This is a genomic window from Nitratireductor mangrovi (assembly GCF_007922615.2).
Classification (GTDB): domain Bacteria; phylum Pseudomonadota; class Alphaproteobacteria; order Rhizobiales; family Rhizobiaceae; genus Mangrovimarina; species Mangrovimarina mangrovi.
The window spans coordinates 163,692-177,986 of record NZ_CP042301.2; the positions used below are offsets into that span (position 1 = coordinate 163,692).

A 14,295-nucleotide genomic window follows, 5' to 3' on the forward strand; every position below is an offset into this window, starting at 1 on the left:
CGTTCGATGCAGAATTCGCAGGTCAAGTCTGCCACGCGCGCAATCGAAATCCTTGAGTACTTCAAGCGTTTCAGACAGCCGCGCGCGATGTCGGAGATCGCCATCGCCCTCGGATATCCGCAATCAAGCGCGACAGTCCTGCTCAAGACGCTCGTCACGCTTGGCTATCTGAACTTCGACCGCAAGGAGAGGCTGTACTTCCCGACGCCCAAGGTGACGGCGCTCGGCGACTGGGTGCCGCGCGCGCTCTTTGGTTCCGGACGCGCACTCGAGGCGCTCCACGACGTGCACGCCGCGACAGGCGAGACAGTCTCCATCAACACTCGGAACGATGTTTACCTGCAATATGTCAAGATTATCCAGTCGGTGCACGCACTGCGCTTTCATGTCGACGAAGGCACGCTACGGCCACTCACGCAGTCGGCGGTCGGCTGGCTGCTTCTTTCTACCATGCCTGACGACAAGATCGACAATACCGTCCGGCGCGCCAACATTGCCACGCCACGGAACACGGACCGCGTCAAGGTCTCGGACATGATGGATCGCGTGCGGGAAATTCGGCGGCAAGGCTATGCGTGGACCGAGAACATCCCATTCCTTGGCGGCGGGACGGTATGCGTGCTGTTGCCGATAACCATCCAGAACCAGCCGGCCGCAATGGGGCTCGGCGGAGCTGCCGAACGCATACGGAAGAACCGGGAGCGATACCTGACCATCCTTCAGCGGGCCGCCAAGTCCGTCACGCCGAGTGATCCCTTCGACCAGCCGATCGACATCGAGCTCTGACGCTTGCAGCTGTGCTCCGAAGCGTCAGTGCGCTCGCGCCGGGCTAGCCGACTTGGCATCCGCTACGGACGCGCGCCTGCTGCGCAGGTAGCTCGAGAACGCGGAAAGTTCTCCAACAAACCCGCGGCGGAAGAAGACGATCACGACGAGCAGGATCACGCCCTGGCTGATCAGGGCCCACTCACCGAAGCCGGCAAGGTAGTCGTTGAGCAGGATGATGATGCCGGCACCAAAGATCGGCCCTGTTAATGTACCGAGGCCGCCGAGCAGCGTCATCAGGATGACCTCGGCCGAGATCGGCCAGGAGGCATCTGTGAGTGTCGCGAACTGATAGACGGTCGCCTTCATGCCGCCCGCCACGCCGGCCATGGTGGCCGATAGCACGAAGGCCAGCAGCTTGATGCGCTCGGGGTTGAAGCCGAGCGACTCGACCCGGGGCTGGTTGTCCCGAACCGCCTTCAGCACCTCTCCGTAGGGGGAGTGGACGATGCGGTAGTAGACAAAAACGCACAGAAGCGTCACCGCCAGCACGACATAATAGTAGGCGGTGTTGTCGGAGACGTCGAACAGGCCAAAGAGCGCGTTGCGCGGGATGGCCTGCATTCCGTCCTCGCCGCCGGTGAAGGACGATTGCAGGAAGATGAAATACACGAACTGCGAGAACGCCAACGTGATCATTGCGAACTGTATGCCTTGCCGCCGAATGGCCAGAAAACCGATCGCGAGGCCAAGCAGCCCGCTGAACGCGGCTCCGCACAAGATGGCAAGCTCCAGCGACAATGGTGTCGTCTTGAGGATGTGGCCAGTGATGTAGGCGGCACCACCGAAGAACATTGCCTGGCCGAAGCACAACAGACCCGAATAGCCGAGCAGCAGATTGAACGAACAGGCGAACACCACGAAGCACAGGATAGTCATCAAGGTGACTGAATAGAAGTAGAGGGGCGCAACGAGAAGCAGCGCGACCGCAACCAGCGCGAAAAGAACGGGCACTCTCATCAGTTTGCCTCCCGCCCGCTGAAGATGCCTTGTGGACGCAGATAGAGCGCAACCGTCATGAAGAGGAATATTACCACGCTTGCGGCTTCCGGATAGAAGACCTTTGTCAGTCCTTCCACGACACCAAGCATATACCCAGTCGCGACGGCGCCGATGATCGAGCTCATGCCGCCGATGACCACGACCGCAAAGACGACGATCATCAAGCTCGAGCCCATCGAGGGCGAAACCTGATAAATCGGCGCCGCGAGCACGCCGCAGAGACCGGCGAGCCCGACACCGAAGCCGTAGGTCAGTGTCATGAGCTTGGGCACGTTGATGCCGAACGTTTGTACGATCCGTGGATTCTCGTTGGCCGCACGCAGATAGGACCCGAGCCTGGTGTGGTCGATCAGCAGCCACGTGCCGACGCAGGTAATCACCGAGAAGACCACCACCCAGAGCCGGTAGTAGGGCATAAACATGAAGCCGAGATTCACGCCGCCGGGGATCGGATTGTCGTACGGCAGACCTGTCGACCCGTAGCGGATTCGTACCAGCCCCTCGACAATCAGCGCGACGGCATAGGTAGCGAGCAGGCTGTAGAGATGGTCGAGCCCCGCGAGCGGTCGCAAAAGGACGCGTTCGAGGAAGATGCCGAACAGCGCCACGGCGAAAGGCGCGAGGATGAGAGACGGCCAATAGCCGATGCCGAGATGGTTGAGCAGCAGCCAGGCGACGAACGCGCCCAGCATGTATTGAGCGCCATGAGTGAAGTTGATGACGTGCATCATGCCGAAGATGATGACGAGGCCCATGGACAGCATCGCGTAGAACGAGCCGTTGATAAGGCCGATCAGGACCTGTCCGAGGAGAAGCTGAATGCTGATGCCATCGAACATGTGCTCACACCCCCAGGTAGGATTTCACGCGGCCCATATCCGCCGCCAGTTCGGCATTGGTCATGACGTCGACCACCTTTCCGTTCTCGACTACGACGTGCCGGTCGGCGACGAGGCGAGCGAAATGCAGGTTTTGCTCGACCAGGATGATGGTGAACCCACGGGCCTTGAGACGTTTGATGATCTCGCCGATCTCCTTGACGATGACCGGCGCAAGCCCCTCGCTCGGTTCGTCGAGAAGAAGCAGGCGCGCCCCTGTCCGCAATATTCGGGCGATCGCGAGCATTTGCTGCTCGCCGCCGGAGAGCTTGGTACCCTGGCTCGCCGAGCGTGCCTTGAGATTTGGGAAAGTCTCGAATAGCTCCGTCTCGGTCATGCCCCCCGACTTCAGCACAGGCGGCAGAAAGAGGTTCTCCTTGACCGACAGCGAGGAAAAGATTGCGCGCTCTTCCGGGCAGTAGCCGATGCCGAGCCGAGCGATCTCGAAAGGCCGCATGCCAATGAGATCGCGACCTTCGAACCGGATTGCGCCGGTCCGCTTCTGGAGTAGTCCGACGATCGAGCGTAGTGTGGTCGTCTTGCCCGCACCGTTGCGGCCGATTAGCGTCAGGAGCTCCCCTGGACGCACATCGAAGCTCATGCCGTGCAAGACGCGCGACTCGGCGTACCACGCACTCAGGTCGCAAACGTCGAGACTAGGTGCTGCGGCTTCCGGCTCCGCCGGGGCGAGCGCTTGAGCCGCCCTATTCATCGATACCTCCCATATAGGCTTCGACAACCCTCGGATCGTTCGACACGTCCTCGTAGGTGCCTTCCGCGAGGACTTCACCATGCTGAAGAACGGTAATCCTGTCGCACAGCGTCGAGACCACCGAGAGATTGTGCTCCACCAGGAGGATCGTCCGACCCACAGCGACCTGCTTGATCAGCTCCGTGATCGGCTCGACATCCTCGTGACCCATGCCCGCCGTGGGCTCGTCAAGCAGCATGACGCGCGGTTCGAGCGCAAGCGTCGTCGCAATCTCGAGCGCCCGCTTCCTACCATAAGAGAGAGCTGCGGCAGGGCTGTCGCGATCGTCCTGGATTCCGACCTGCTCGAGCAGTTCCTCGGCCCGCCCGTTAAGAGTGGAAATGGCGCGCAAGGATCGCCAGAAATGGTAGCCTGAACCGTGGGATGATTGCAGAGCCACGCGGACATTTTCCAGCACCGTCAGATGCGGGAAGATAGCCGATATCTGAAAGGAGCGAACGAGCCCGCGTCGTGCTACCTCGGACGTCCGCAGCCGGGAAATATCCTCGCCATCGAGCAGGATACGCCCTCTGGTCGGCGTCAGGGTCTTCGTCAGAAGATTGAAGCAGGTGGTCTTGCCCGCGCCGTTCGGTCCGATGAGCGCATGGATGGAGCCACGCCGGACCGCGAGGTTCACGTCCTTCACGGCCGCAAAACCACCAAAGACCTTTGTCAGCCCTTCGCCGACGAGCGCATCGCCGGCAATATCGCTGGCGAACACCGCGCCTGGAGGCGCGACGGCGGCATTGGTCCCCATGTTCTCCTCCCTGGCACCGCGCTTCGCGCGGCCTTCGTCAACTCGGCAGTTTCAGGACAGCCTTCGCGAGGATGTTCTTCTGGATCTCGTTCGACCCGCCAAAGATCGCCGGCGCACGGGAATCAAGAAACAGATTCATCGCGTCCACATGGCCGTTGCCGGCTTCGATATCGTCGAAAAACCGCGCGTCCTCGCCCGCCAGGGTCAGCGTTTCCTCGGTGATGCGCTGGTAGAGTTCGGTGGTGAAAATCTTCAGCACCGAGACGTCCGCACCGAGTTCCCCGCCGTCGCGCAACACCTTGGCGAAGCGCTCGAAGGCGGAGCCGAGATCGTAGAGATCGAGCCGGTGCCGGGCGTAGCGCGAGCGAAACGCCGGGTCGTCGAAGGCACCCCGGGCCTGAGCGAGCTTTTCCAGGCGTTCGATGGCGATTTCCGGCCGGGTTGGCGCGCCCAGAAAGATGCGCTCGTGACCGAGCACGGACTTCGCGACGTTCCAGCCCTGATCGACCTCGCCGACGACGTTCTCGACCGGCACCCGTACTTCGTCGAAGAAGACCTCACAGAAGTCGGTCTCGCCGCGCAGATTGGCGATCGGGCGGACCGTCACACCAGGCGACGTCATGTCGATGAGGAGAACGGTGATGCCCCTCTGCCGCACCTTCTCGTCACGGCTGGTGCGCACCAGCGCGAAAATCCAGTTGGCGCAATGGGCAAGCGTTGTCCAGATCTTCTGGCCGTTGACGACGAAGTCCTCGCCGTCGCGGAGCGCGGCCGTGCGTAGGCTGGCGAGGTCCGAGCCGGCGCCAGGTTCCGAATAGCCCTGGCACCAGACGTGTTCGCCGGAGAGGATGCGCGGAAGATAGTACGCCTTCTGCTCTTCCGTACCGTGCTCGAGCAGTAGCGGACCAATGAGACCGATGCCGTGATCGGGAATACGCGGGCAGCCGAGCCGCCCCCATTCCTCGACATAGATCATGTGCTTGGCGGGCGAGAGGCCCATACCGCCATGCTCGACCGGCCAGACCGGTGCCAGCCAGCCCTCTTCCGCGAGCGCGTGGTACCAGACGGCTACCTCGTCGAAGAGCGGCCGCTGCTTGCGCATGAAGCGTAGGTCCGCCGGCAGCCGCCGTTCCACCAGATCGTGGAAGGCGTCGCGGAAGGCGTCATCGGAGAGAGCGTTCCAGTCCATGGCCCCCGCCTTCACACCGTGTCCTTGAAGACGGCCGGGCGCTTCTCGACGAAGGCGCGCATGGCCTCCTTGGAATCCTCGTGCCGGGTCATCTCGACTGTCAGGTTCTGCTCGAAGCGATAGCCGTCGCGCAGCGGCATGTGCTCGACTGTGTTGATGGCCCGCTTGGCGAGGCTGAGCGCCTTCGGGCTCTTGGAGGCGATGGTGCGGGCGATCGCCATCGCCTCGTCCATCAGCTTGTCGAGCGGCACGCAGGCCTCGACGATGCCGCGCCGGTAGAGTTCTTCCGCCGGCACGCGATAGCCCGTCAGGATCATACGGCGCGCGAGGGATTTCGGGAACAGCGTCATCGTGTGCCGCGCTCCGCCCATCAGGCCGATGTCGATCTCAGGCAGGCCGAAGACGGCGTTTTCGGAGGCCAGGATGATGTCCGCGGCGTAGATGGGGCCGAGGCCCGCGCCGAGCGCGGGGCCGTTGACGGCTGCGATCACCGGCTTGTTGCACTCCATGATGCAGTTCGACACCTCACGCGTGCGGCGCAGATGGCGATAGGTCTCGCCCTTGATGTCGCCGACGGCCTGCCGGTTCTTGATGTCGGCGCCGGCGGAGAAGATCTTCTCGCGGCCGGTGATGACGATGCAGCGGACCTCGGGCGTATCGTTGAGTTCATCGAACACCTCGATCAACTCGTCGGAGAAGTCGCGTGAATAGGCGTTGACAGGCGGGTTGTCCAATTTGACGACTGCGATACGGTCCTCGATCGTCACCTTGATGAGCTTGTTCTGCAAATGGTCCTCCCTGCCTCAGGCGGCGCGTTCCAGATTGACGAATTCGAGCCGAAGATCCTCAGGCTGCCCAAGCGTTGCGTTGAGGCTGGTCGCCCGCTTCAGGTAGAGCCCGATGTCGCATTCGTCGGTAAAGCCCATCGCGCCGTGGAGGTGCACGGCACGTCGGCAGATCGAAATGGCCGCGTCCCCCGCGCGTGCCTTCGCCGCCAAGACCGCCATCTGTGCTGCGCGCGCATCGCCAAGCGCCATCGTGTCGACAGCATTGACGACTGCTGCGCAGGCGAATTCTGCGTCGGTCCACATGTCGACCAGGCGATGCTGGATGACCTGGAAGCTCGCGATGGGCTTCCCGAACTGAACACGTCCCCTGGTGTAGTCGATCGTGATTTCGACCGCGCGTGAACCGAGCCCGGCGAGTTCGGCTGCCAGCGCCACGCGTGCGTGGAGCACGGGCTCGTCGAGCAGGCTGTTCGGCGAGGAGGCCTCCGCGATGAGCGATTCAGCGGGAAGCGCGCACTGATCAAAGCGGATCGTCCCGATGGCCGCACCGTCGACGCCGGGTGCCGTCTCCACCGAAAGACCCGCAATGCCGACGGGCACCGAGAACAGCCCTGCACCGTCGGGCGTTTCGGCGACGACAAGGAAGTCCGTCGCCGAAAGGGCAAAATCGACATGACGTTTGGCTCCCGAAAGCGTGAAGCCACCGCCTGTCGCAGTGCGCGCCACCGTCGCGCGACCATGCATATCCATCCACGCGGGTGCGAGCACGAGGTTGCCGTCGACGAGGCCTGATGCCAGCCGATCCCGTTCCGCCGACTGTGCCGCCTGGCCGAGCAGACATGAGGACAGAACAGCCGAAGTCGCGATCGGTTCGCTGACCAGAGCCCGCCCGAGCGCTTCGCTCAGCGCGACCTGTTCGGCAAGCGTCAATCCCGCGCCGCCGAGATCTTCGGGCAACAGAATGCCTGTCCAGCCGGCCTCGGCCATGGCTTGCCACAATGCTGCGTCCCCGTCGCGGCCACCGGCCCGCTTGGCGCGCACCGATGCCGGGCCGGGAAACCGTGAGGCGAGCGTTGCTACGCTGTCGCGCAGCATCGCCACGGTCCCGTCAGGATCGTCGAGTACGGCTTGCGGCATCATTCCTCCCTGATCCGGCAATCGTGGACTTGCACATGACGGTAGGTGATGGGCGGTCGCTGCACAACGACAACACGGAACTGCAAACCTCTTTCATGGATGTGAAGCATCAGGGGCGAGGACGTGGTTGCGGTACTGTTCACGCAGCTTGGTCTTCTGCAGCTTCCCGGTCGCCGTGTGAGGGAGTTCCTCGGCGAAGACGATGTCGTCCGGCAGCCACCATTTCGCCACCCGGCTCGATAGAAACCTCATCAGTTCCTGATGGTCGGGCATGCTACCGGGCCTGGGCACGACGATCATGAGCGGCCGCTCCTGCCATTTCGCATGGTGAATGCCGATCACCGCCGCCTCGGCCACGTCCGGATGGGCGACCGCGGCGTTCTCCAGATCGATCGACGAAATCCATTCGCCGCCCGACTTGATAACATCCTTCGAACGGTCGGTCAGTTGTACGTAGCCGTCGGCATCGATCTTTGCGACGTCCCCGGTGGGGAACCAGCCGTCGGCGTCCAGCACTTCTCCGCCCTCGCCTCTGAAATAGCCCGCAGCGACCCACGGACCCCGTACGACCAGGTCGCCGGCTTTCGACCCGTCATGTGCGAGGGGTTCGCCGTCCTCGCCACGGATCCTCAACTCCACACCGTAGATCGCGCGACCCTGCCTGACCTGAACGTCCGATTGGTCGTCATCCGACAGGCTGATGTGCTTAGGCAGCAGGTTGCCGATGGTGGCGAGAGGACTGGTCTCGCTCATGCCCCAGGCATGGATGACGAAAACACCGAGATCACGCCGGAAACGTTCGATGATCGCACGTGGCGCGGCAGATCCGCCGATGACCACGCGCTCCAGCTTCAGACCGGCGAGGTCGAGGCCCGGTGTCTCGTCTATATGCTTGAAGAAACCGAGCCAGACCGTCGGCACGCCAAGGGAAAAGTTGCAGGCCTCTGCTACCGCGAGTTCAAACAGGCTTCTGCCGTCGAGGTGCGGTCCCGGTAGCGCGAGTTTCGCGCCACACATCGCGGAGGCATAGGGGATGCCCCAGGCGTTTACGTGGAAGAGCGGCACAACCAGAAGCACGCTGTCGGCGCTCGACAGCCTCAGTCCATCGGCTGCACAAGCCGCGAAGGAGTGCAGAACGGTGGAGCGGTGGGAGTACAGTACCCCTTTGGGATTACCCGTCGTTCCTGACGTATAACAAAGCGACGAGGCGGAACGTTCATCGAACTGGGGCCAAATCAGCTCGTCCGTCTCTTTCTCGACGAGCGCCTCGTAAGCCTCGCAACCGGCAAGATCTTCTTCGAGATTTGCCGTGTCCGTCATTGCAACGAAATGCTCGATCTTCACGAGACTGGGGCGGAGGTTTGTCACCAGTCCGGTGAATGTGATGTCGAAGAACAGTACCCGGCTTTCGGCGTGGTTGAGGATATAGTCGATCTGCTCGGGAAACAGGCGTGGGTTGACCGTGTGCAGGACGGCCCCGATTCCCGACACGGCGAAATACAGCTCGAGATGCCGGTGTGTGTTCCAAGCTAAGGTGGCGACCCTGTCTCCCGCCTGAACGCCGAGCCGCCGCAACGCATTGGCAAGCTTTGCGGCCCGCGAGCGGACTTGCGCCCAGTTTGTTCGGACGATCGGCCCCTCGCAAGTGCGGCTGACGATCTCGACCTCGGGATGGTAGCGCGCGGCGTGTTCGATCAGCCCGGAAACCAGAAGCTGCCTGTCCTGCATCAAACCGTGCATGGTCAAATCCTCCCGATCGGCCACCCCTCTAGGCCAAGGCGACAAATTTGCGACGGGCCAGTCGCAAGTCAATTCGAGACCCATGGGAGAAGGGTTCTTTCATGGTTGTGAAATTGGAGGGAGGCAGCCGTCCGCAGTTTGCGTTCCGCTCCACGCCGCTTGAGACTGGCGCCACTTGGAGGACGGGAGGTGTCGATGAGCGCCTTGTTTAGCGAAGGACGGCTTGGGGACCTGACGCTCGACAATCGCATTGTCGTTTCGCCGATGTGTCAATACAGCGCCATCGATGGCGTCGCACAAACCTGGCATCTCGTTCACCTGGGCTCGATGATGATGTCCGGCGCCGGTCTGGTTATCGCCGAGGCTACGGCGGTGGAAGCGACCGGCCGCGGGTCACTCGGCGATCTCGGCCTCTGGAACGATGGGCAGGAAAACGCGCTCACCCGGCTGGTAGGCGAACTCAGGCGCTTGTCATCGGCCCGCATCGGCATCCAGCTGACCCATTGCGGACGCAAGGCCGCGACCCGCACGATTCCTGACCGTTGGCGCGGCGAACCGCTTCCGTTGGAGGAGGGCGCGTGGACGCCCGTCGCCCCGTCCGCACTGGCCTATGACGAGGGATGGCAAACGCCCGAGCCGCTGAGCGAGGAAGATATTGCGCGCATTATCTCGGCCTTCGCACAGTCGGCTGCCCGGGCGGTGCGCGCAGGGTTCGATCTGGTGGAGATCCATGGCGCTCACGGCTACCTGATGCACAGTTTCCTCTCGCCCATCACCAACCTGCGGAGCGACTGCTGGGGCGGTAGCCTCGAAAACCGCAACCGCTTTGCCGTCGAAGTCGTGGAGGCCGTCCGCAAGGTGGTGCCGACCGACAGAGCACTTGGCTTTCGTTTCAATTCGACCGACTGGACTGCAGAAGGGTCATCGCTCGAGGATGCCTTGGCGCTTGCGCGGGCGCTAGAAGACGAAGGGCTCGACTATGCGGTCATGTCCTCCGGCAACATCAGGCCTGGAATCGCGATCCCGCCGGCAACACCCGGTCATCAGGTGCCGTTCGCGACCGCCATCCGCGAGCACACCGGACTTGCCGCCATGGCTGTGGGCATGATCATCGATCCGCATCGGGCGGAGGAAATCATCGCTTCGGAGGCCGCCGATTTCGTGGCTCTCGCGCGGCCCATGCTCGACAATCCGCGCTGGGGTCTTCATGCGGCCGCGATGCTTGGTCAGGACATCGGCTACCCGCCGCAATATCTGCGCGCGAGGCCGAACAACTGGCTGGGCTTTAGCCACGCCCACCCGGACGCGAGGCCGCCCGCGACGGCGTTGCAACTCGACCGGCCGAGAAGCGTCGCCGCCTGGGATCGACCCGACGCGCCGGTTCGCACCGGCTCATGAAGCCGGTCCTCCTGGCTCAAGCCGCTGCGTTTTTCCTGGCCTGTTCGAAGGACAGCCCCTCATAGCCGTCGGCCGCTGCGGTGCAGAGATCGCGATATTTGTTGAAACCACCGACGAACATCGTCAGGCCCTGAGGCTTGCCCTTGACGTTGGAGCCGACCCACCAGGTCTTGGCCTTGCGGATCAGCGAGCGCTCGGCGAGTTGAGCAACCATCTGCATCCACTCGGTTTCGGCCTTGCTGGTGGCTTCCGCGGTCTCGATACCGTTCTCTTCCATGTGCTCGATGGCATCGGCGATCCAGTCCACGTCGTGTTCGGCAATCGTGATCAGATTGGCCAGCGCGGCCGGACCGTTCGGACCGCTCGGCGCGAAAAGGTTCGGAAAGCCCGCAACCATGAAGCCGAGATAAGAGACCGGTCCGTTCTTCCACTTTTCCTTGAGCGTCAGACCGTTGCGTCCGACCACGTCGAAGGCGAGCAGCGCGCCGGTAAGCGCGTCATACCCCGTGGCGAAGATGAGGATATCGAGTTCGGTCTCGCCGGCCTCGGTGCGCACACCCTTCTCGGTGATCTCCACGATCGGCGCCTTGAGGCAGTCGACGAGATGAACGTTCGGAAGGTTGTAGGTTTCGTAATATTCGGTATCGAGGCACGGCCGGCGGGCAAAGATTGGGTAGCCGCGCGGCTTCAGGGCCTCCGCCGTCTCCGGGTCGCTGACGATCTCGCTGATCTTGCCGCGCACGAAATCGGCGACCTGGTCGTTCGCCTCCTGATTGATCATCAGGTCGGCGAAGGAACCGAGGAAGGTGTGGCCGCCATTCTCCCATGCTTGTTCCATGACCTGGCGACGCTGCGAAGGCGGCAGGCTGAAGAACGGCCGGGTCGAGACAGGGCGCGTGCCGCCGGTGGGATTGTTGCGCATGGCCTCGCGCAGGGCCGGATAGTTGCGCTTCATCTCCTCGACATAGTCGGGCTCGAGCACATGGTTGCGCATCGGCAGGGTGTAGCTCGGCGTGCGCTGGAAGACGAAGAGTTCGCCGGCCTCCTTGCCGAGCGTCTGGACGATCTGGACGCCGGTCGAGCCGGTGCCGATCACACCGACACGCTTGTTCGCGAAATCGACAGGCTCGTGCGGCCACTTCTGAGCGCGCAGCAACTGGCCCTGGAAGCGCGCGATGCCGGGAATGTCGGGATCCTTGGGGATCGAGAGCGGCCCTGTTGCCATGATGCAATAGGGCGCCTCGATCACGTCGCCCTTGTCGGTCGTGGCCCGCCACAGCCTGGCATCATCGTCCCACACCGCGCTGACGACGCGGGTGTTGAAGGCGAAGTGTTTGCGCAGGTCGAGCCGGTCCGCGACGAAATTGGCGTAGGCGAGGATCTCAGGCTGGGCAGCGAACTGCTCCGACCACGTCCATTCCTGCTGGATCGCGTCAGAGAAGCCGTAGCTGTAGTCGACGCTCATCAGGTCGCAGCGTGCGCCTGGGTAACGGTTCCAGTACCAGACGCCGCCGACATCACTGCCCGCCTCGACGCCGGCAACCCGCTTCCCCATCTCGCGGAACCTGTAGACCGCGTACATGCCCGCGAACCCGGCCCCGACGACGATCACGTCGACGCGACGGCTCGGTGTTCCAGGAGCAGGCGTCTTGCTGTCTTGCGCCATCTCGCGCGTCCTCCGTCCCATGACCGGTCGAAATCAGCAGCACCGAAGCGGGCGCTTGTGACGCTTGAAAACGGCTGCAGGCCTCGGATCATCGTGGCGATCAGGGGTCAAAAAGCCTTGCCACCGCCCGAGAGGGCGGTGCCGTTCCAAGGTGACCGGTTCTTGCATGTCCTCCAGCAGCCGATTTCCACCGGCGCGAAACAAAGGATCATTTCCCGTACGCGACAAGTCAACGATGACGCGGACGGGAAGGAAAGTTTCATGAATGTGAATTCTTGACGACTCATTGCTGGCACATGGCGGCAAGAAACGCGGAAAGTTAAAACAGCCGTGGCCCGATGGAGAAATGCTTTCCCTCGCCAAGTCGCGCCAAGAAACCGAGGTCCTCCAGAGTTTTCGCAAGGTGGAAGACGCTCGACACATGAAGTCCGGGCACTTCCGACAGGTCAGCCAAACTTGTGCCCGCTTCGCCCGTGGTTTCTACCACGTCGAGCAGCGACGCCGCGCGCTCAAGCGACTGGATACCGCCTTTAAGCGATTTCAGCCTGTTGCCGACCTCCGTGTCGGTCATGTCCGCCGCCTTTCAGATGTCGTTGATCGGCGTCGTGACAACTATGAAGGTCAGATCACTAAGGCCCGTATCCTCTATGCTGTGCCACGTCCCTGGTGCGAGAAGCGAGGAACAGGTCTGCGAGACGGCGACGAAGGCGGCAAATCGGGTTCGGATATCAGTTGCCGCGATCGCAGATCGATCACTTTGCCTGCCTCGTCGAGCCAAACCGAAACGGAAGCACACCTAACGATGCCGGTCGACTGTGCCATCAGTCCGGCTTGAGCCGATCCGGTCCCGGTTCGCGGTTACCCGGACCGTCCCTCATTTGAAACGATATCTCCTGGCTGACATTCCGCATTTATTACCCATCCAACGCCCCGCCCCAGAACGAGGTTGTCTCCTTGGCGTTCCAGGGTCTGCGATTGCGCCCTTATCGAGCCGAGAGACGCTTGTTTGCCTGAGCATTCCGCGACGCGCTGACACCGGCCTTGCCGTGCACCGTCGAGATGGCGGCCGCAAGTGCGTCACATTCCTGTACCCGCTCGCTGTTCTTGCGACGCGCGAGGCAGATCGTACGTGCCGGCATCGGCGCGGTGAAAGGGACGACTTTCAGGTCTCGTGTCGTAGCGCCGGCGGCCAGAGCCATTTCGGGGATCAGCGTCACGCCGAGTCCGTGCGCAACCATCTGCAGGAGGGTTGTAAGGCTCGTTGCGCCATAACTGGCCATGGCAATCGGCTTCACGCTGCCGCACACGGCCAGCGCCTGCTCACGCAGGCAATGGCCTTCTTCCAGGAGCATCAGTCGCTCTAGCGCAGGACTCTCCGGCGGTACCGGCGGCGCGTCGAAGTCGGCATCTGCTGCGGGGACCGCCAGGAAAAAGCGATCCTCGAACAGTACCGAGGCGACGATACCGGGCGCTTCGATCGGCAGTGCGGCGATGAAGGCGTCAAGCTTGCCCGCCGCGGTCTCTTCGACCAGCGCTGCCGTCACGGCTTCCCGCAACTCCAGCCGCAGGGCGGGAAACTGTTTCTTCAGCCGCGGCAGGACGCGCGGCAGAAGATAGGGCGCGATCGTCGGTATCAGGCCGAGGCGAAACCGGCCCGTCATTGGAAGTCGCTCGCGACGTGTGCTGGCCTCGATGTCGCGGGCGGCGTTCAGGACCGTGTCGATGCGCGGCAGCAGCGAGCGGGCATCCTCGGTCAGCCGCACGCCGGACCGCCCGCGCTCGAACAGCCGGCATCCGAGCTTTTCCTCCATCTCGGCGATCTGCACCGACAAAGCGGGCTGGGTCACGCCGGCCAGCGCCGCAGCCCGCCCGAAATGCAGCGTCTCGGCCAATGCCTCGAAATATTCCATCTGCCGCAGCGTGACTTTCAACATAGGAAAAAATTATCGAAACGAACAGAAAACGCAATTTGTATCTATCACGAGTGCGGCGTAGTTTAAAACTGTTCCACAACAGCGGGCGCCATCGCCCACCGCCTTGTCCTGTGTCAAAGCCGCGCCGCGGCAGGGAAGCGACGCTGTTAAGATGGTCAGTGTGAAGGCCGGGCGTTGAGCGGTTCGCGCTCGCGCCCGGGGCAACAGGTTTGAACGGCGGCTGCTCCATC

Annotated in this window: 13 protein-coding genes; 2 read left to right on the top strand and 11 right to left on the bottom strand. The window is 62.7% G+C overall.

Translation table 11 applies throughout. The features are described 5' to 3' along the window. Positions 1-6 precede the first annotated feature (6 nt). The gene (locus tag FQ775_RS00755) at positions 7-786 is read left to right on the top strand and encodes an IclR family transcriptional regulator (RefSeq protein WP_146299017.1); all 780 of its coding nucleotides are present in this window, start codon (positions 7-9) and stop codon (positions 784-786) included. 24 nt (positions 787-810) lie between these two features. Here the strand turns inward: FQ775_RS00755 and FQ775_RS00760 are convergent, their stop codons facing one another. From FQ775_RS00760 to FQ775_RS00795, 8 genes are all read right to left on the bottom strand, one after another. Continuing rightward, positions 811-1,785, bottom strand: coding sequence for a branched-chain amino acid ABC transporter permease (locus FQ775_RS00760; protein ID WP_167812718.1), 975 nt, complete (start codon positions 1,783-1,785; stop codon positions 811-813). After that, positions 1,785-2,666 carry a branched-chain amino acid ABC transporter permease gene (locus tag FQ775_RS00765; RefSeq protein WP_146299018.1) on the bottom strand — a complete coding sequence of 294 codons (882 nt, stop codon included), beginning with the start codon at positions 2,664-2,666 and terminating at the stop codon, positions 1,785-1,787. The genes FQ775_RS00760 and FQ775_RS00765 overlap by 1 nt, the downstream gene beginning before the upstream one ends. Positions 2,667-2,670: 4 nt before the next feature. Beyond that, positions 2,671-3,417, bottom strand: coding sequence for an ABC transporter ATP-binding protein (locus FQ775_RS00770; RefSeq protein WP_146299019.1), 747 nt, complete (start codon positions 3,415-3,417; stop codon positions 2,671-2,673). After that, positions 3,410-4,162 carry an ABC transporter ATP-binding protein gene (locus FQ775_RS00775; RefSeq protein WP_432420078.1) on the bottom strand — a complete coding sequence of 251 codons (753 nt, stop codon included), beginning with the start codon at positions 4,160-4,162 and terminating at the stop codon, positions 3,410-3,412. Before FQ775_RS00775 ends, FQ775_RS00770 begins: the two co-directional genes overlap by 8 nt. Before the next feature lie 88 nt (positions 4,163-4,250). Then, the gene (locus FQ775_RS00780) at positions 4,251-5,402 is read right to left on the bottom strand and encodes an acyl-CoA dehydrogenase family protein (protein ID WP_146299021.1); all 1,152 of its coding nucleotides are present in this window, start codon (positions 5,400-5,402) and stop codon (positions 4,251-4,253) included. A gap of 11 nt (positions 5,403-5,413) precedes the next feature. Then, the gene (locus FQ775_RS00785) at positions 5,414-6,190 is read right to left on the bottom strand and encodes an enoyl-CoA hydratase/isomerase family protein (RefSeq protein WP_146299022.1); all 777 of its coding nucleotides are present in this window, start codon (positions 6,188-6,190) and stop codon (positions 5,414-5,416) included. Positions 6,191-6,205: 15 nt separating this feature from the next. Next, the gene (locus tag FQ775_RS00790; protein ID WP_146299023.1) at positions 6,206-7,327 is read right to left on the bottom strand and encodes an acyl-CoA dehydrogenase family protein; all 1,122 of its coding nucleotides are present in this window, start codon (positions 7,325-7,327) and stop codon (positions 6,206-6,208) included. A 93-nt stretch (positions 7,328-7,420) separates the two neighbouring features. Then, positions 7,421-9,067 carry a long-chain-fatty-acid--CoA ligase gene (locus tag FQ775_RS00795; RefSeq protein WP_146301884.1) on the bottom strand — a complete coding sequence of 549 codons (1,647 nt, stop codon included), beginning with the start codon at positions 9,065-9,067 and terminating at the stop codon, positions 7,421-7,423. Between the two features lie 195 nt (positions 9,068-9,262). Between FQ775_RS00795 and FQ775_RS00800 the strand changes: the two genes are divergently transcribed. Beyond that, positions 9,263-10,465, top strand: coding sequence for an NADH:flavin oxidoreductase/NADH oxidase (locus FQ775_RS00800; RefSeq protein WP_146299024.1), 1,203 nt, complete (start codon positions 9,263-9,265; stop codon positions 10,463-10,465). 16 nt (positions 10,466-10,481) lie between these two features. On the opposite strand, the gene FQ775_RS00805 is transcribed toward FQ775_RS00800, so the two are convergent. The 3 genes from FQ775_RS00805 to FQ775_RS00815 all read right to left on the bottom strand — a co-directional run bounded on the left by FQ775_RS00805 (position 10,482) and on the right by FQ775_RS00815 (position 14,065). After that, the gene (locus tag FQ775_RS00805) at positions 10,482-12,131 is read right to left on the bottom strand and encodes a flavin-containing monooxygenase (RefSeq protein ID WP_146299025.1); all 1,650 of its coding nucleotides are present in this window, start codon (positions 12,129-12,131) and stop codon (positions 10,482-10,484) included. A 319-nt stretch (positions 12,132-12,450) separates the two neighbouring features. Then, on the bottom strand, positions 12,451-12,702 hold the full coding sequence (locus FQ775_RS00810) for a helix-turn-helix domain-containing protein (protein ID WP_146299026.1): 252 nt from the start codon (positions 12,700-12,702) through the stop codon (positions 12,451-12,453). A gap of 412 nt (positions 12,703-13,114) precedes the next feature. Then, complete coding sequence (locus FQ775_RS00815; RefSeq protein ID WP_146299027.1) at positions 13,115-14,065, bottom strand: hydrogen peroxide-inducible genes activator; 951 nt, start codon at positions 14,063-14,065, stop codon at positions 13,115-13,117. Positions 14,066-14,295: the final 230 nt, after the last annotated feature.